The organism is Roseateles toxinivorans (genome assembly GCF_004362525.1).
Taxonomy (GTDB): domain Bacteria; phylum Pseudomonadota; class Gammaproteobacteria; order Burkholderiales; family Burkholderiaceae_C; genus Paucibacter; species Paucibacter toxinivorans.
Genome location: NZ_SNXS01000001.1, coordinates 22,157 through 39,973, shown reverse-complemented (window position 1 = coordinate 39,973; position 17,817 = coordinate 22,157). Strand labels below are relative to the sequence as shown.

The following is a 17,817-nucleotide window of genomic DNA, read 5'->3' as shown; positions in this document are numbered from 1 at the left end:
GCCTTGCGAGCGGTATCAGTTAGGCCGGGTCCTAGATAACCCCGTTCTTGCCTGTGAATCACTCCGACCTTCGTGGAGGCGAATTGAACAAAACAAAAGAGTTGTGCAACTTCCAATGCTCCGCCCAGTTCTTCGATGCTGGCTTCGCCATCGGCCACCTTACCTGCGTTGACCCACCAGGTCGTGCTAGCGGTCGGCCAAGTCGCTGCGTGTCGCCACCTTGATCACTGGGCATTCAGCCAAGCCGCTGAGCGTGCGACGGCGGGTGGTGAAGACGCGCCGCTGCCTTTGAAGGCAGCGGACCTGTCGATTTCCCCGGCGCTCACTCGTCGTAGCATCACCGGGACCCACCCACATTTGGAGAGCAGGCATGCGGTTCATCATCACGGCGCAGCCGAGTACTGAGACGAAGAAGACCCAACAACCGTCAGACTTCGATGCGGAACTCTTCAAGGCGTACATGCGCTTCAACGAGGAGATGCACCAAGCCGGCGTGCTTGTAGCCTCCGAGGGCCTCAACCCTGCAGCGCCAGGCGCCCGCATCGCGGTGGCCGATGGCAAGCGCTATCTTGTGGACGGCCCCTTCGCCGAGTCCAAGGAACTGGTCGGAGGCTTTTACCTGATCGAGGTGGGCTCGCTTGACGAGGCGATTCAATGGGCTCTGCGCGCTCCGTCTGGCTTTGGGGCGGACGACATCCTGGAGGTTCGGCAACTGACAGGCGCGGCAGACCTGCCGCCTGAGATTCTCAAACTGATCGCTGAGGCTGCGCCAGCGTGGAGCGCTTCGGCCTGGCAGTCGCGAGCAACAAGTGCAGGCCAAGCCTGACCCATATATGCGCTAGTCTTCACAAACACACCGCTCTGACCATGCCTCTACACATCGGAATCGTTGGCTGTTCGGCCGAGGGTGCAGCCCTTTGCTATCGCACGATATGCGCGGAAGGCGCTGGCCTGCTTGGGCCACACGCCCACCCAGAAGTTTCAATGCACACGCCCTCGCTCGCCGACTATGTAAGCTGCCTGGACCGAGGCGACCTGGAGGGCGTTGGAGCGCTCATGTTGGCTTCTGCAAGAAAGCTGGCAAGCGCAGGGGCCGACTTCCTGATCTGCCCCGACAACACCATTCATCAAGCCTTCCATCACGTTGAATCCCTCTCCCCACTTCCGTGGCTGCACATAGCAGAGGAAGTCGCCTTGGCGGCATCCGAGCACGGATACAAGCGCCTGGGCATCACGGGAACCCGCTGGCTTGTTGATAGCGAGGTCTATCCAGACAAGCTGGTCGCCAAGGGCCTTCAGTACCTGCGCCCGAGCGCCAGGGAACGCGACGAGATGAACCGAATCATCATGGACGAACTCGTCTATGGGGTGACCACGCCGGCAGCGGCTACGTACTTCCAAACGGTGATTCAGTCGTTCAAAACGCAGCAATGCGATGCGGTCGTACTCGGCTGCACCGAGATTCCACTGATCGTGAGCGACGCCAACTCTCCGTTGCCGACACTGGATTCAACGCGGCTGCTCGCCCGGGCCGCGCTTCGGCGAGCAGTGGGCACATGCGCCGGGTAAGACATAGCGCGGCGAAGAATGCCCCTGGCTCCGATGACCTGGACGTCACCCATGCGCACGAAACGCGGCGAGCACAAGCTCAAGTCACCGGCGCCGGATTGAACAGCACCAGCGAGTTGTGCAACTTCCAATGCTCCGCCCAGGTCTTCCTGCGGCCGCTGGCCACGTCCAGCATCAGGCGGAACAGCTCCCAGCCCAGGTCTTCGATGCTGGCCTCGCCGTCGGCCACTTTGCCGGCGTTGACGTCCATCAGGTCGTGCCAGCGGCGGGCCAGGTCGCTGCGCGTGGCCACCTTGATCACAGGGCATTCGGCCAGGCCGTAGGGCGTGCCGCGGCCGGTGGTGAAGACGTGGAGATTCATGCCGGCGGCCAGTTGCAGGGTGCCGCAGATGAAGTCGCTGGCGGGGGTGGCGGCATAGACCAGGCCACGCTGCTCGGTCTTCAGCTTTTCGCCGGGTGCCAGCACATGCGAGATCGCCGAGCTGCCGCTCTTGATGATGGAGCCCATCGCCTTCTCGGCGATATTGGACAGGCCGCCGGCCTTGTTGCCGGGCGTGGTGTTGGCCGAGCGGTCGACGCGGCCACGGTCGAGGTAGCGGTCGTACCAGCCCAGCTCGCGGATGATGGCCTCGGCCACCTCGGGCGTGGCGGCGCGGCTGGTGAGCTGCTCGACGGCGTCGCGCACCTCGGTGTTCTCGCTGAACATCACGGTGGCGCCAGCGCGCACCAAGAGATCGGCACAGAAGCCGACGGCCGGGTTGGCGGTGACGCCCGAGAACGCATCGCTGCCGCCACACTGCACACCCACCACCAGCTCGCTGGCCGGAATCGTCTCGCGGCGTCGCGCATCGAGCCGTGCCAAATGCGGCCTGGCGCTTTGCAGGATGTCGTCCAGCATCGACATGAAGCCGACGTGGTGGTCGGCCTGCAGGCACACCGTCTCCGGGCCCAACGCCGGGTCGCGCTCATCGGTAATCGGGAAGCTGCCCGGCGGCAACAGACGGTCGGGCTGCAGCTTCTCGCAACCCAGGCTGACCACCATCACCTCGCCGCCGAAGTTCGGGTGCAGCGAGATGTTCTTCAAGGTGCGTATCGGTATCACCGCGTCGGGCGCATCGATGGCCACGCCGCAGCCATAGCTGTGCTCCAGCCCGATCACGTCATCGACGTTGGGGAACAACGGCAGCAGCTCGCTCTTGATGCGGGCCACCGCCTGCGCCACCACGCCGGCCACGCACTGCACGGTGGTCGTGATGGCCAGGATGTTGCGCGTGCCCACCGAGCCGTCGGCATTGCGGTAGCCCTCGAAGGTATAGCCCTGCAGCGGAGCAAGCTCGGGCGGGCGCACGGTGGCGATGGGTAGCCCCTCCAGCGCACGTGCCGCCGGCATCTGCAGCAGGCGCTCGTGCACCCAGCTGCCGGCCGGGATGTCTTTCAGCGCATAGCCTATGGGCACGTTGTAGCGCCGCACGATCGCTCCTTGAGCTATATCAGCCAGCGCCACCTTGTGGCCCTGCGGCACCTTGTCGCGCAGCGTGATGCCGGCCCCGGGCACGCCCGCGGGCAGCAGGGTGCCGGCGGCCAGCCCGCCGTCGTTGGCGACGATGGCGACGTTGTCGTCTCCATGCATGCGTATGGTCAACGCCGGTCGCGAGATCTCGCTCATATCAGTGGCTCCATTGCGCTTCGTGCGACGCACAACACGTTCGAATTGAGTAGCGGCAGGGACGAGGGCGCGCCGGCCGCTGCGGGCTGAAGCATCGTCCGGCCCTGGACGGACCGGACCTCGGCTTCTTTATGCCCGCTGCGACCGGCACGCCCTCATCCCTGCTGTCACGGATGCGCCCGCTCGCCAATACGCAGAGCTCGCGCCGTAATCTGGGTCGGCGGGCATAAGGAAGCTGGAGGTCGGGCCGAAGGGACCGGCCCAAGCTTCAGCCCGCCGCGGCCGGCCCCCTGGCCCCTCTGCCACCAAGAAGCAGCGAGGCGCCAAGCATCCACGCTGCGCGGAGAGGCGAACAGCTTCACTTCAGTCCAGCTGCACCTTGCCCTCGCGGGCCACGCGCGTCCACTTGGCGATTTCCTGGCGGTTGAAGTCGGCGAACTGGGCCGGCGTCAGCGGGTTGTGGACCAGGCCCAGCGTGTCCAGCCTGGCCTTCACCTCGGGCATGGCCAGGATCTTCTCGATCTCGCTGTTCAACCGGGTGACGATGGCCACCGGCGTGCCGGCCGGCGCATACATGGCCTGCCAGCTCGACACATCGAAGCCCGGCACGCCGGCCTCCTGCATCGTCGGCACATTGGGCAGGGCCGCGCTGCGTTGCGCCGAGGTCACGGCCAGCGCCCTGACCTTGCCGGCCTGGATATGCGGCAGGGCCACGGTGACGGTCTCGAAGCTGCTGGGAATCTGGTTGCCGATCAGGTCCTGTATCGCCGGGGCGCTGCCCTTGTAAGGCACATGGGCCAGATCGGCCCCGGCCAAGAGCTTGAAGAGCTCGCCCGACATATGTTGCGAGCTGCCCTGGCCGGCGCTGGCAAAGGCGATACTGTCCGGTTTGGCCTTGGCGGCGGTGATCACGTCCTTCACCGATTTGAAGGGCTGGTCGGTGCCGACCAGCAGCACATTGGAGATGCTGCCCAGCAGCGCGACGTGGGCGAAGTCCTTGCTCGCGTCATAGGGCATCTTGGACTTCATCGCCGGGTTGATGGCATGGCTGGCAATGGTGCCCAGCAGCAGGGTATAGCCATCGGGCGGCGACTTGGCCACCGCGTCGGCCCCGACCACACCACCTGCGCCCGCGCGGTTCTCGATGATGACCGTCTGTTTCAGCGCCGCCTGCAGCTTCTCGCCGAGCAGTCGGCCCAGGATGTCGCTGGTGCCGCCGGCGGCAAAGGGCACGATCAGCTTGATGGGCTTGGAGGGCCAGGCGTCCTGGGCCAGGGCCAGGTTGGACAGGCCGGCGAGGCCGGCCAGCAGTGAAGCGGTGATCAGGGTGCGGCGTTGCATGAAAGTCTCCGGTGGGGTGTTTTGAATGGCAGCCGTGTCATCTGTTGTCATACAACATCAACGGAACTTTAATCGGATGGACCACGGACGGGACTAGGGATTCCACGTAGTTACTCGACCCATGCTCGATGAATTGCTGCTATGCAGCATGCGATCAGTGATTCCCCGTACAGCAACGCTGCCATCCTAGTTGTACGATGACCCACAACTTGAATCGCGACAGGCCCCGGCCTGCCGTTCACCCGCCCCCAGCCCTCATCTACGGAGATCCGTCCATGTCGCCCCAAGAGCTCAAGACCGTGTTGCAGGCCGGCCTGCTGTCCTTCCCGCTGACCGACTTCGACCGCGAGCTGAACTTCTCGCCCAAGCCCTATGCCGAGCGCCTGGAGTGGCTGCAGCCCTATGGCGCCTCGGCCCTGTTTGCCGCTGGTGGCACCGGCGAGTTCTTCTCGCTGGAACCGGGCGAGTTCAGCGAGGTGATCAAGGTGGCGCTGGACACCTGCCGCGGCCGCACGCCCATCATCGCCGGCGCCGGTGGCGGCACCACGCTGGCCATCAAGTATGCGCAGGAGGCTGCAGCGCTCGGTGCCCAGGGCATCCTGCTGCTGCCCCACTACCTGACCGAGGGCAGCCAAGCCGGCCTGATCGCGCACGTCGAGGCGGTGTGCAAGAGCGTCAAGATCGGCGTCATCGTCTACAACCGCGGAGCCTGCAAGCTGACGCCGGCCAGCCTGCTGGTGCTGGCCCAGCGCTGCCCGAATCTGATTGGCTTCAAGGATGGTGTCGGCGACATCGAGAAGTTCGTTGCCATCCGCCAGACCATGGGCGAGCGTTTCGCCTATCTGGGCGGCCTGCCCACGGCCGAGCTGTTTGCCGGCGCCTACAAGGCGATGGGCTGCCCGGTCTACTCGTCGGCGGTGTTCAACTTCATCCCCAAGACCGCGATGGATTTCTACAACGCCCATGCCGCCAGTGATACGGCCACCTGCGACCGGCTGATACGCGACTTCTTCCTGCCCTATATCGCGCTGCGCAACCAGGGCGAGGGCTATGCGGTGTCCATCGTCAAGGCGGGTGCAACCTTGGCGGGCCACAGTGCCGGCCCGGTGCGGCCGCCGCTGTCGGACCTGCTGCCGGCTGAGGTCGATCAATTGGGTGCCCTGATCTCCAGGCTCGGCCCACAATAGCCTGTCATGAGCACCTCATCCACCCCGCTGATCACCGCGCTGCGCGTGATCCCGGTCGCCGGCCGCGACAGCATGCTGCTCAATCTGAGCGGTGCCCACGGCCCCTTCTTCACCCGCAATCTGCTGATACTGACTGACAGCGCCGGCCGCACCGGCGTGGGCGAGGTGCCCGGTGGCGAAAAAATTCGCCAGACCCTGGAAGACGCGGCCGAGCTGATCGTCGGCCAGCCGCTAGGCTCGCAGCAGCGGCTGCTGCAGCAGGTGCAGCAGCAGTTCGCCGACCGCGACGCCGGTGGCCGCGGCCTGCAGACCTTCGATCTGCGCACCACCATCCATGCGGTCACGGCGATCGAGTCGGCGTTGCTGGACCTGCTGGGCCAGCACCTCAATGTGCCGGTCGCCGCCCTGCTGGGCGAAGGCCAGCAGCGCGAGGCTGTGGAGATGCTGGGCTATCTGTTCTTCATCGGTGACAAGGCGAAGACCGACCTTCCCTACAACGCCGAGCCCGGCGCCGACAACGACTGGTTCCGCGTTCGCCACGAGAAGGCGATGACGCCCGAGGCCGTGGTGCGCCTGGCCGAGGCGGCCCGCGAGCGCTATGGCTTCAACGACTTCAAGTTGAAGGGCGGCGTGCTGCGCGGCGACGACGAGGTCGAGGCCTTGCGCGCGCTGCACGAGCGCTTCCCCGCAGCCCGCGTGACGCTTGATCCCAACGGCGGCTGGCTGCTCAAGGATGCGATCCGGCTGATGCGCGATATGCGCGGCGTCGTCGCCTATGCCGAAGATCCCTGCGGCGCCGAGGACGGCTTCTCCGGCCGCGAGGTGATGGCCGAGTTCCGCCGCGCCACCGGTCTGCCCACGGCCACCAATATGGTCGCCACCGACTGGCGCCAGCTCGCCCACGCGCTGGCGCTGCAAAGTGTGGATATTCCGCTGGCCGATCCGCATTTCTGGACCATGGCCGGCTCGGTGCGCGTGGCTCAGACCTGCCGCGACTGGGGCCTGACCTGGGGCTCGCATTCGAACAACCATTTCGATGTGTCGCTGGCGATGTTCACGCACGTCGGCGCCGCCGCGCCGGGTCGGGTCACGGCCATCGACACGCACTGGATCTGGCAGGACGGCCAGCGCCTGACCAAGGATCCGCTGCAAATCGTCGGCGGCCATGTTCAGGTGCCCAAGAAGCCCGGCCTCGGTGTCGAGCTCGATATGGGCGAGGTCGAGAAAGCACACCAGCTGTACCTGCAGCATGGCCTCGGATCGCGCGACGATGCGATGGCCATGCAATACCTGATTCCAGACTGGACCTTCAATCCCAAGCGGCCCGCGTTGGACCGCTAGAAAGCAAACGCCATGAACAAGAATTTCATCGCCGGCGAATGGCTGGACGGCGCACGGATCTCGCGCAATATCAATCCGTCGGACACGCGCGATCTGGTCGGCGAGTACGCCCAGGCCGATGCGGCGCAGACGCGGCTGGCGATTACTGCCGCCGAGGCCGCCTTCCCGGCCTGGAGCCTGAGCACGCCGCAGCAGCGTTTCGACATCCTCGACGCCGTCGGCACCGAGATCCTGGCGCGCCGCGCCGAGCTCGGTGACCTGCTGGCCCGCGAGGAGGGCAAGACGCTGCCCGAGGCGATCGGCGAGGTCGCCCGCGCCGGCAATATCTTCAAGTTCTTTGCCGGCGAGGCGCTGCGCCCCGGTGGCGAGGCCCTGCCCTCGGTGCGGCCCGGCGTCGGCGTCGAGATCACGCGTGAGGCGCTGGGCGTGGTAGGCATCATCACGCCCTGGAATTTCCCCATCGCCATTCCGGCCTGGAAGATCGCCCCGGCCCTGGCCTATGGCAATTGCGTGGTCTTCAAGCCGGCCGATCTGGTGCCGGGCTCGGCCTGGGCACTTGCAGAAATCCTGTCGCGCAGCGGCCTGCCGCAGGGTGTTTTCAATCTGGTGATGGGACGCGGCTCCGAGGTCGGCGCCACCTTGCTGGACGATCCCCGCATTGCCGCCGTCACCTTCACCGGCTCGGTGGCCACCGGCCAGAAGGTGGCCGCCGCCTGTGTGGCACGGATGGCCAAGTTCCAGCTCGAGATGGGCGGCAAGAACCCGATGATCGTGCTCGACGATGCGGACCTGGGCGTCGCCGTCAACTGCGCGGTGCAGAGCGGCTTCTTCTCGACCGGCCAGCGCTGCACGGCCTCGTCAAGGCTGATCGTCACCGAGGGCATCCATGACCGCTTCGTCGCCGCCGTGATCGAGAAGATGAAGAGCTTGAAGGTGGACGATGCCCGCAAAGCCGGCACCGACATCGGCCCGGTGGTGGACCAGAGCCAGCTCGGCCAGGACCAGGAGTACCTCGGCATTGCCCAGGCCGAGGGCGCTCGCCTGGCCTTTGGCGGCGAGGCCATTGAGCGCAACGCGGAGGGCCAGCCGGGCTTCTATCTGCGTCCGGCGCTGATCACCGACACCACGCCCGAGATGCGCATCAACCGCGAGGAGGTGTTCGGCCCGGTGGTCAGCGTGCTGCGCGCCCGCGACTACGAGCAGGCGCTGCTGCTGGCCAACGATACGCCGTTCGGCCTGGCGGCCGGCATCGCGACCACCTCGCTCAAATACGCCACGCACTTCAAGCGCCACTCGCAGGCCGGCATGGTGATGGTCAATCTGCCCACCGCGGGCGTGGACTACCACGTGCCCTTCGGCGGCCGCAAGGGCTCCAGCTACGGCCCGCGCGAACAGGGCCGGTATGCGGCCGAGTTCTACACCGTGGTCAAGACCAGCTACACGATGGCCTGAGGGTTGCCAGCCGCAGCGTCGTCACCCCCGAGGGCGCCAGGTTCAAGCCTCGCGGGCGCGCCTGCGCCAGGCCAGCACCGACAGGCCGGCCAGCAAGACGGCCCAGGTCGAGGGTTCGGGCACCGCGGACGGCACACCGGCGACACTGATCTCGCCGGCGGTGTAGAGCTGGCTGACATCCCAGCTCAGGCCCTGGGCCAGATCAGGCAGCGCGATCGCCGAAAACTGCCCTTGCGGCGCCAGGGTGAAGTCGAACAGGTCGAAATGCTGACCGCTCTGCGGGATGAAGCCGTCCAGGGTCAGCACATTCAGCGTGGCCCCCGCATCGAACAGCACCGTGCCGGTGAAGATGATCTTGTCATGGTGGGCACCGCCATTGCCCGGCGTGGTGCCGGCCAGCTCCATCGCCAGCTCGCTGGCGAATTCCACATCGCCGACGGTGACGACCGCCGGTGAATTGCCCGGGGTATACCCGCCCTCGAACCGGTGGCTGCCGCCGCCATTGGTGGTGAAGCTGCCGGCGCCGTTGACCAGCCCGAAATAGACCATCCGCGAACCGGCGCTGGCCCGGAACTCGCCCTGGTTGGTGACAGCATCCCAGAACGTCACGTTCGATGCGCCGGATCCGATCACGCTGGCACCGGCCGCGTTGGTCAGCTTGCCGAACATGTCGGTGGTGCCAAAGCTGATGCCGATCTGACCGGCATTGCCGAGCTGGCCAGCTTGTACCGAGGCATCGCGCAACTTCATGCTCGCGCCACTCTGATTGTCGAGCAGGCCGCTGACCTCGAGCCGGGCCTGGCCGGTCGCGCCGCCGATCAACTCGACACTGCCACCGGCGGTGTTCGCCAGGCCGCCAGCAATCCTCAACGTCGAACCCGCCGCGGACTGGACCCGGCCGCCACCGAGGTTGGTCAGCACGCCAACGGCAATGCGGCCGTCACCCTTGACCAGGCCGGTGTTGTAGAACGAGCCGGCGATGCTGAGGTTGTCGGCGCGCACGGTGCCGGCATTGCCCAGCCCGCCCTTGAGCGTGCCGTCACCGGTCAGCACGCCGGTCGCTTCGATCTGGGTGCCGTTGAGGGAATTCAGCACCGCACCGGACTGCAGGGCCAGGGTCATCGTGCCCGTGCCGCCGCCGACGATCAGGGACCGCACGTCCTGGTCGCTGGCCGGCCCCATGACCTTCTGCGTCGCGGCCGAGATCAGCTGCGCGTCCAGCAGCCGGCTCGGCGCGAAGCCGATGCCGCTGTCCCATTTGGTCGGGTCGGCAAAGCTGCCGCCGCTGGTGGCGGCCCACTTGAGGCTGCCCTTGGGCGTGAGCAGGACATCGCCGTAGGCACCGGCCTTCTGCCCCAGGGCCACGATCTGGCCCGATGCGTTGATCGCCCGGGCCCCCAGCAAGGTCCAGGCGCTGTTGGTCAGCAGGCTGTCGAGCTGCACCATCTGGCCCCCGCCCCAGATGAAAGCCGTGCCATTGCCGCCGCTGCCGCCCGTTGAGCTGCCCACCACCTGCCCGATGGCATTGACCTGCACGCCCGCGCTGGACCCTGCGCCGCCGCTCAGGTCGCCCAGGTCGATGGCGCTGCCATTGCGCCACAAGGCGGCGTGGACATTGCCCTGGGCATTGCTGAACTTGCCGGTCACCCATCCCTGGTCGTTGATCGAGTCGAGCGACACATTGCTGCCCCCTGTTGGCGCGTTCAACAGAGTCAGGCTGCCGTTGTGCCAGACATAGTCGCCGCCAGCGCTGCTCAGCAACAGCTGGCCGAGGTTGTTGATCGCCTTTGCGCTCGAGCCCTTGCCCTTGAGCAAGGCATGCGCGCCGATGTCGACGACCTGACCATTGATCCACATCACCGCATGCAGGGGCTGGTTGGCCGCGCTCGATGCGCCGACAACCACTCCGGCGTCATTGACGGCAAACGCCGAATTGCTGCTGTCATTGCCAAACGACGGCAACACGCTGATCAGGTTGTTGCTGCGCCAGATCACCGCCCGGCCGACACCGTTCGCATACGAAGTGCCGGCCATCACCCCAGACGCATTGATGCCGCCCGCCATGCTCTGCATCGTGCCCGGCAACTGCTGCATGGCGGTCGCCACACCGTTGACCCAGCGCGTCGCGACGATGCCGCCGTTGAGCATATCGGTGTAGCCCGACACCTGGCCGCTGTCCGACAGCGCGGCGCCGGTCATCGTCGAGCCACCGGGCAACAGGCCCAGCGCCTGCACATCAAAACTGATGGCAGCATGCGCGGCGGTCGCCAGGCCACCGGTGAGCACACCGGCAAGCGCAAGGCTCAAGGCGGTGCGGCGCAGGCGTTGGGCATCAGGCGAGGAAGCGATGGGGTCGTGGCGAGCTGTCATTTCAAGTGTCTTTTGGCTGGACGAAGCCGGAATGGCGTCGAGTGCCGGCAGCATCGTTTCCCCAGGTATCGCGGCGGTTTCAAGGCCGGCTCGGCGCGGTATCGTTTGTTTCAATGGCTGCGCCATACAGCCAGCGCGAAAGACTTGAAGCACTGGGCTTGGACGGGCAGACCGCCCGTCGCTCCGGCCTGCGGGGAAACGCAAAATGGCTGGGTTTTACACTGTGCCCTGTGCCGCATCCTCGTCGGCCAGAAAGCACCCGCGATGAATCTGCCCGCGCACCAACTGACGATGACGGTGTTGATGACGCCCGATATGGCCAACTTCGCCGGCAATGTGCATGGCGGCACCATTCTGAAGTTCCTCGACCAGGTTGCCTACGCCTGCGCCAGCCGTTATGCGGCGCGCTATGTGGTGACGCTGTCTGTCGATCAGGTGATGTTCCGCGAGCCCATCCATGTGGGCGAGCTGGTGACTTTTCTGGCCGCCGTCAACCACACCGGCACCTCGTCGATGGAGGTGGGCATCAAGGTGCTGGCCGAGAACATCCGCACCCAGGCCGTGCGCCATGCCAACAGCTGCTTCTTCACGATGGTGGCCGTTGACGATGAGCGCAAGCCGGTGGCCGTGCCGGTGCTGACACCTGCCACGCCGGATGAGCTGCGGCGCCACGCCGCGGCCGAGATGCGCAAGCAGCTGCGCCGCGAGTTCGGCACCCGCTTCGAGGCGCTGCGCGGCGCGGCCTGAGACCCGGGCCGGCACGCCGCGCTCTTCTCCTTCCCCACTCCGCCTGCCGACCCTGGCCCGGACCGTCGCGTCTCGAAGGCCAGTCCTGGGCATGCTCCTTGCACGTGTTCAAGCGCTGGCAGCGCTCTGCGTCCGTCTAATGGTTTTCACTGATGTTTTACAAGAATACTGCTAATATATTTACTCCAAGCAACGCATCAAGCCACTCACACAGGAGTCCCCCGACATGAGCGCAACCCGCTGGACCGGCATCTTCCCCGCCATCACGACCAAGTTCTTCGCCGATGAGCGCATCGACGCCGAAGGCACGGCCCGCCACATCGATTTCCAGATCCGCAACGGCATCCACGGCATCGTGACCTGCGGCTCGCTGGGCGAGGCCAGCACCCTGACCCTGGAAGAGAAGCTCGAGGTCGCCCGTATCGCACTGGAGGCCGCCGAAGGCCGCGTGCCGGTGCTGGCCAATGTGTCCGAGACCAGCACCCGCGAGGCGCTGCGCTATATCGACGGTGCGAACAAGCTGGGCGTGGCCGGATACATGGTCATGCCCTCGGTGATCTATGTCGCCGACGCCCGCGAGGCCATGCTCAATGTGCGCACCATGGCCGAGGCCGCGCAGAAACCGGTGATGGTCTACAACAACCCGATCGCCTACCGCGTGGACCTGAAGCCTGAGCACATGCTGGAGCTGGCCGACTGCAAGTGGATTGAGGCGATCAAGGAAAGCACCGGCGACATCCGCCGCATCACCGATCTGCGCAATCTGCTGGGCGACCGCTATCAGCTCTTCCTCGGCGTCGACGATCTGGCCTACGAGGGCCTGGCCCTGGGCTGCGATGGCCTGCTGGCCGGCGTCGGCTGCGCCTTCCCGCGCGAGAACGTGGCGCTGTTCGAGCTGATGAAGGCCGGCCAGTGGGCCGAGGCGCTGAAGCTCTACCAGTGGATGACGCCGATGCTGCACCTCGATGTGTCGAACAAGCTGGTGCAGAACCTGAAGCTGATCGACCTGCTGGTCGGTGTGGGCAGCGAGCATATGCGCCGCCCCCGCCTGCCGCTGATCGGCGAGGAGCGGGCCTTCGTCACCGCGGTCGTGGAGAAGGCATTGGCCACCCGCCCCGAGAAGTACCGCTCGGTCGCCTGACGCCACCACCATCAAAACCGGGCCCACCATGCAAGACACCACAAAAACACATGGCTGGGCGCGCTGGGTGCAGCAGGCCTCCAGCGCCATCCTCCAAGTCGAACGCCTGGCGCTGATGGTGCTGATGGGCGGGCTGACCCTGCTGATACTGCTCAACGTCGTCACCCGCTACACCGGCATGCCGATCTACTGGGTGGACGAGGCGGCGGTCTATCTGGTGGTCTGGCTGTGCTTCGTCGGCGCATCGGCGATGACACGGCTGCGCATGGACTTCGCCGTCACCCTGCTGACCGACTATCTGGGCGAAACCGCCGCACGCCGCCTCAAGGCCACGGCCACCGCCGGGGTGTTTCTGTTCGGCTGCGCGATGCTGGCCATGTGCTGGCTGTGGATGGATCCGGTGGGCATTGCCAGCCATGGCTTCGACGCCAAGGACTTTGCCGCCGACAGCTTCAACTTCCTCTACACCGAGCGCACCCAGACCTTGAACTGGCCGACCTGGGTGGTGCAGCTGATTTTGCCCATCTTCGGCATCACCTTCACGATTCACGCCGCCGCCAACCTGGTCGAAGACCTCGGCCTGCAGCCCCGCGCCATCGTGGTGGGCTTCGATCTCGGCAACGCCGAAGCAACTGTCAACTGAGCGGCCTGTGAGCGGCAACCCCACACCATGATCACCGGCATCTTCTTCCTCGTCATCATGCTGGTGGGCGTGCCCATCGGCGTGTGCCTGTGCCTGTCGGGCATCGTCTACATCTACAGCAACGGCAACACCGTGCTGCTGCAGTCCTTCCCCAGCCAGATGTTCGGCGGGGTGGACAGCTACGGCCTGATCGCCATCCCGCTGTTCATATTGATCGGCGAGATCATGAGCAGCGGCGGTATCACCCGCAGGCTGGTGGAATTGGCGATGGGCTTCGTCGGCGCGGTGCGCGGCGGCCTGGCCTACGTCAACATCCTGGCCAATATGATGTTGGCCTCCATCATCGGCTCGGCCACGGCCCAGGTCGCCATCATGTCCAAGATCATGGTGCCCGAGATGGAGAAGCAGGGCTACGACAAGACCTTCGCCGCCGGCATCACCGTCTATGGCGGCATGCTGGGGCCCATCATCCCGCCGTCGGTGATGTTCGTCGTCTACAGCGTGCTGGCCCAGGTGGCGGTGGGCGATATGCTGATGGCCGGCATCCTGCCGGGCATCCTGCTGACGCTGCTGTTCTTCGTCGTCATCGCCTGCATGGGCCTGGTCTACAACTACCCACGCAGCGAGAAGCGCACCCTGCGCCAGCGTGCCCGCACCATCGTGCATGCCTCGCCCACGCTGTTGATCCCCATCGTCATCGTCGGCTCCATCCTGGGCGGCGTGGCCAACCCGACCGAGTCGGCTGCGGTCGGTGCCGTCGTCTCCGCCCTGGTGGGACGCTATGTGACGCGCGAGTTCCAGTTCCGCATGCTGCCGCAGATACTGCTGAGAGCGGCCGTCTACTCGTCCATCGTGCTGTTCCTCGTGGCCGCGGCGGCGGTGTTCTCCTGGCTGCTGATCTACGGCAAGGTGCCGCAGGCGGCGGCGGCCTGGATTCAGTCGGTGGCCAAGGACCCGGTCACCTTCCTGCTGCTGGTGAATGTGATCCTGCTCATCATCGGTACGGTGATCGATGGCATCCCCGGCCTGATCATGACGGTGCCCATCCTGCTGCCCATCGCCACCGAGGTCTACGGCATCGACCCGCGCCACTTCGGCGTGGTCGTGGTGGTCAATCTGGTGCTGGGCCTGATGTCACCGCCGGTGGGACTGAGCTTCTTCGTTGCCGCCGCCGTCACCGGCGCCAAGCCGGGAAAGATGTTCATCGTCACCCTGCCCTTCTTCCTGATTTCCTGCGTCGCGCTGGTGCTGCTGTCGCTGTTCCCCAGCCTGTCGCTCGCGCTACTGAACTAAAGACTTGTGTGTCAGACCTTGGCGGTACCCCGGCAAGCTCTGGCACCAACTGATTTACCCACCCCGAAAGGCCTTCATCATGACTTTGACCCGTCGTCACTTCGTTCAGGCTGGCGCTGCGCTGGCAGCACCGGCTTTCATCGGCAGCGCCCGCGCCCAGGCCAAGGAATTTCGCCTCGGCCTGATCACGCCGGGTGGCCATTCGTGGAACCGCGCCGCACTGCAGTTCGGTGAGTCGCTGAAGAAGGAAACCAATGGCCGCCTATCGGTCTCGGTGTTCCATTCGGGCCAGCTGGGCAATGAGTCGGCGATGATGCAGCAGTTGCAGACCGGCGCGCTGGACATGGGTTGGATACAGGCCGCCGAACTCGGCTCGCGGGTGGCCAGCGTGGCCTCGATCAACGCCCCCTATCTGGTGCGCTCGACCACCGATGTGGCCAAGCTGGTGCGTCACGACGCGGCGCTGAAGCTGCTCGAGGTGCTGCCGCGAGAGACCGGCACCATAGGTCTGGGCTGGGGCATCACCGGCATGCGCGTGGTGTTCTCGACCAAGGAGATCTCCGGCGTCAAGGACCTCAAGGGCATGAAGCTGCGCATCAACCCGACACCGGTGTATCGCGACTTCTACCAGTCGCTGGGCGCCGCGCCGACGCCGATCCCGACACCCCAGGTCTTCGACGCGATGGCCAATGGTCAGGTCGACGGCCTGGAGGCCGATATCGAGTTCTCCTGGAACCAGCGCTTTGACAAGGTGGCCAAGGCCATGCTGCAGATGAACGCGCTGTTCATGCCCTTCGCGCCGCTGGTCTCGGGCCGCATCTGGCAGGGGCTGGATGCCAAGGACAAGGAGCTGATTCGCGGCCTGGTGCACCAGTCGCTGGACCTGCAGATCAAGGACATCGTCACCACCGAACTGGGCCTGATCGAGAAGTTCAAGGCCGTGCCCTTCGCCATCAAGACGGAGCCAGGTCTTGACACCAATGCGCTGATCCAGGAGTTCGACAAGATCTGGCTGCCCAAGGCGCCGCAGATTGCCGAGCTGCGCAAGGTGGGTGCCAAGCTGTGATGATCAGCGGCGAGCAGCTGATTGGCGCGCAGCAGCGCCGCGGCACGGTGGGCGAGTTCCGGGCCTTCAGCCCGGTGCGCGACGCCGTGCTGGAGCCGGCCTTCGGTGGCGGTGACGCTGCCGATGTCGAGCAGGCCTGCTCACTGGCGCAGGCGGCCTTCGACCCCTTCCGCCGCAACCTGCCCGAGCTGCGCGCCCGACTGCTGGAGACCATCGCCGAGGGCCTGCTGGCCTTGGGCGATGTGCTGATCGAGCGCGCGCATCTGGAGTCGGCCCTGCCGCTGGCACGGCTGCAGGGCGAGCGCCTGCGCACCGTCAACCAGCTGCGGCTGTTTGCGCAAAACCTGCGCGACGGCCACTGGAGCGCCGCCACCCTGGACGCGGCCCTGCCCGGGCGCCAGCCGCCACGGCCCGACCTGCGCTCGCAGAAGATTGCGCTGGGCCCGGTGGCCGTGTTCGGCGCCAGCAACTTCCCGCTGGCCTTCTCGGTGGCCGGTGGCGACACCGCCTCGGCGCTGGCCGCCGGCTGCCCCGTCATCGCCAAGGCGCATCCGGCCCATCCGGGCACCTCGGAGCTGGTCGGTCGGGTGATACAGCAGTCGGTGCGCGAGCTGGGCCTGCCCGAGGGCGTGTTCTCGCTGCTGCACGACAGCGACACGCGGCTGGGCCTGGCCCTGGTCACACATCCTGTGATACAGGCCGTGGGCTTCACCGGCTCGCGCCGCGGCGGTCTGGCCTTGCAGGCGGCGGCGCAGGCCCGCCCGCAGCCGATTCCGGTCTATGCCGAGATGAGCGCGATCAACCCGGTGTTCCTGCTGCCAGCGGCACTGCAGGCACGCGGCGAAGCCATCGCCCAAGGCTTTGCCGACTCGCTGACCTTAGGTGTGGGCCAGTTCTGCACCAATCCCGGCCTGCTGGTCGCGATCGATGGCCCCGAGCTGCAAGGCTTTGTTGAGGCGGCAGCAGCGCTGCTGGCCACCAAACCGGCCGGCACCATGCTGACGCCGGGCATACGCGCCGCTTATGACGCGGGTGCGGCGCGTGTGCGCGAGCAGTCGGGTGTCAGCACGCCGGCCGAGGGCTCGGCCCAGTTGTGTCTGACCGATGCCTCCACCTTCATCGCCAACCCGCTTCTGCACGAGGAGGTGTTCGGCCCCGGCGCGCTGCTGGTGACCTGCCGCGACCGGGCCGAACTGTTGGCCCTGGCCGAATCGCTGGAAGGCCAACTGACCGCCACGCTGCAACTCGATGAGGCCGATGCCGATCTGGCGCGGGCGTTGCTGCCGGTGCTGGAGCGCAAGGCCGGCCGCATCCTGGCCAATGGCTTTCCGACCGGGGTCGAGGTCTGTCATGCGATGGTGCACGGCGGTCCGTTCCCGGCCAGCAGCAGCGCGCTACACACCTCGGTGGGTAGCATGGCAATCGAGCGCTTTCTGCGCCCGGTCTGCTATCAGGACCTGCCGGACTGGCTGCTGCCGCCGGCGTTGCAGAACGCCAATCCGCTGGGCCTCTGGCGACGTCTGGAAGGCAAGCCCCACCCCGCATGAGCGCGCGGCGCCGGCATCGAGCCACTTGCGGCTATGCTGGCGCCCATGAAAACGCTTGTATGGATTTTGTTTGCCCTGCTGTCCCTGCTGTGGACCGGTGGCGCCTGGATATTGGCCAGGCTCGGTGCCTGGGCGGCGGGACTCGCCGCCACTGGCGGCACGGTCGATTGGGTGGGCAAGGTGGCCGAGTCGCCCCCGATGCTGTTGCTGGCCAAATGGCTCAGCGCCGCCACCTACCAGCACGTGCAGGACGCGATGATCGTGCTGCTCCAAGGCCTGGGTGAGGGGCTGCCTCTGCTGGGCTCGGCAATGACCTGGCTGGCGCCGGTGACCTGGATCATCTGGGGCTTAGGCATGCTGATCCTGCTGCTGCTGGCCGGCGGCGCCCACCTGATGCTGGGACGCATGACCAGCCTGCCGATGCAGACATCCGCCGGGAGCCCCCGTTGAAGTA

The 17,817-nt window shown here is 66.1% G+C and carries 15 protein-coding genes and 1 pseudogene; 12 read left to right on the top strand and 4 right to left on the bottom strand.

The window, feature by feature from the left end:
• Nucleotides 1–58: 58 nt before the first annotated feature.
• Nucleotides 59–276: pseudogene (gene garD, locus DES47_RS29085) on the bottom strand (galactarate dehydratase); the annotation flags it as partial.
• Nucleotides 277–370: 94 nt separating this feature from the next.
• Between garD (DES47_RS29085) and DES47_RS00160 the strand changes: the two are divergent.
• The gene (locus DES47_RS00160) at nucleotides 371–826 is read left to right on the top strand and encodes a YciI family protein (RefSeq protein WP_133698658.1); all 456 of its coding nucleotides are present in this window, start codon (nucleotides 371–373) and stop codon (nucleotides 824–826) included.
• A gap of 41 nt (nucleotides 827–867) precedes the next feature.
• On the top strand, nucleotides 868–1,569 hold the full coding sequence (locus DES47_RS00155; RefSeq protein ID WP_133698657.1) for an aspartate/glutamate racemase family protein: 702 nt from the start codon (nucleotides 868–870) through the stop codon (nucleotides 1,567–1,569).
• Between the two features lie 79 nt (nucleotides 1,570–1,648).
• On the opposite strand, the gene garD (DES47_RS00150) is transcribed toward DES47_RS00155, so the two are convergent.
• Together garD (DES47_RS00150) and DES47_RS00145 are read right to left on the bottom strand one after the other, a co-directional pair.
• On the bottom strand, nucleotides 1,649–3,235 hold the full coding sequence (gene garD / locus DES47_RS00150; protein WP_425057393.1) for a galactarate dehydratase: 1,587 nt from the start codon (nucleotides 3,233–3,235) through the stop codon (nucleotides 1,649–1,651).
• A 363-nt stretch (nucleotides 3,236–3,598) separates the two neighbouring features.
• Entirely contained in the window at nucleotides 3,599–4,576 is a 978-nt protein-coding gene (locus DES47_RS00145; protein WP_133698656.1) for a Bug family tripartite tricarboxylate transporter substrate binding protein, read from the bottom strand.
• Nucleotides 4,577–4,851: 275 nt separating this feature from the next.
• On the opposite strand from DES47_RS00145, the gene kdgD reads away from it, so the two are divergent.
• From kdgD to DES47_RS00130, 3 genes are read left to right on the top strand one after another with little or no spacing between them, the layout of a single operon-like run.
• Nucleotides 4,852–5,763 (top strand): 5-dehydro-4-deoxyglucarate dehydratase, encoded by a 912-nt coding sequence (gene kdgD, locus DES47_RS00140; protein ID WP_133698655.1) that lies wholly within the window; start codon nucleotides 4,852–4,854, stop codon nucleotides 5,761–5,763.
• A 6-nt stretch (nucleotides 5,764–5,769) separates the two neighbouring features.
• Entirely contained in the window at nucleotides 5,770–7,104 is a 1,335-nt protein-coding gene (gene gudD / locus DES47_RS00135; RefSeq protein ID WP_133698654.1) for a glucarate dehydratase, read from the top strand.
• 12 nt (nucleotides 7,105–7,116) lie between these two features.
• The gene (locus DES47_RS00130; RefSeq protein ID WP_133698653.1) at nucleotides 7,117–8,556 is read left to right on the top strand and encodes an aldehyde dehydrogenase family protein; all 1,440 of its coding nucleotides are present in this window, start codon (nucleotides 7,117–7,119) and stop codon (nucleotides 8,554–8,556) included.
• 42 nt (nucleotides 8,557–8,598) lie between these two features.
• Here the strand turns inward: DES47_RS00130 and DES47_RS00125 are convergent, their stop codons facing one another.
• Nucleotides 8,599–10,926, bottom strand: coding sequence for a PEP-CTERM sorting domain-containing protein (locus DES47_RS00125; RefSeq protein WP_166651789.1), 2,328 nt, complete (start codon nucleotides 10,924–10,926; stop codon nucleotides 8,599–8,601).
• A 264-nt stretch (nucleotides 10,927–11,190) separates the two neighbouring features.
• On the opposite strand from DES47_RS00125, the gene DES47_RS00120 reads away from it, so the two are divergent.
• From DES47_RS00120 to DES47_RS00090, 7 genes are all read left to right on the top strand, one after another.
• Nucleotides 11,191–11,673, top strand: a complete 483-nt coding sequence (locus tag DES47_RS00120; RefSeq protein ID WP_133698651.1) for an acyl-CoA thioesterase — start codon at nucleotides 11,191–11,193, stop codon at nucleotides 11,671–11,673.
• A 226-nt stretch (nucleotides 11,674–11,899) separates the two neighbouring features.
• Nucleotides 11,900–12,814, top strand: coding sequence for a dihydrodipicolinate synthase family protein (locus DES47_RS00115; protein ID WP_133698650.1), 915 nt, complete (start codon nucleotides 11,900–11,902; stop codon nucleotides 12,812–12,814).
• 28 nt (nucleotides 12,815–12,842) lie between these two features.
• Nucleotides 12,843–13,457 carry a TRAP transporter small permease gene (locus DES47_RS00110; protein ID WP_133698649.1) on the top strand — a complete coding sequence of 205 codons (615 nt, stop codon included), beginning with the start codon at nucleotides 12,843–12,845 and terminating at the stop codon, nucleotides 13,455–13,457.
• Nucleotides 13,458–13,484: 27 nt separating this feature from the next.
• Nucleotides 13,485–14,750, top strand: coding sequence for a TRAP transporter large permease (locus DES47_RS00105; protein ID WP_133698648.1), 1,266 nt, complete (start codon nucleotides 13,485–13,487; stop codon nucleotides 14,748–14,750).
• A 79-nt stretch (nucleotides 14,751–14,829) separates the two neighbouring features.
• Nucleotides 14,830–15,816, top strand: coding sequence for a TRAP transporter substrate-binding protein (locus DES47_RS00100; RefSeq protein WP_133698647.1), 987 nt, complete (start codon nucleotides 14,830–14,832; stop codon nucleotides 15,814–15,816).
• Entirely contained in the window at nucleotides 15,813–17,363 is a 1,551-nt protein-coding gene (locus tag DES47_RS00095) for an aldehyde dehydrogenase (NADP(+)) (RefSeq protein WP_133698646.1), read from the top strand. The genes DES47_RS00100 and DES47_RS00095 overlap by 4 nt, the downstream gene beginning before the upstream one ends.
• 45 nt (nucleotides 17,364–17,408) lie before the next feature.
• The gene (locus DES47_RS00090; RefSeq protein ID WP_133698645.1) at nucleotides 17,409–17,813 is read left to right on the top strand and encodes a hypothetical protein; all 405 of its coding nucleotides are present in this window, start codon (nucleotides 17,409–17,411) and stop codon (nucleotides 17,811–17,813) included.
• Nucleotides 17,814–17,817: the final 4 nt, after the last annotated feature.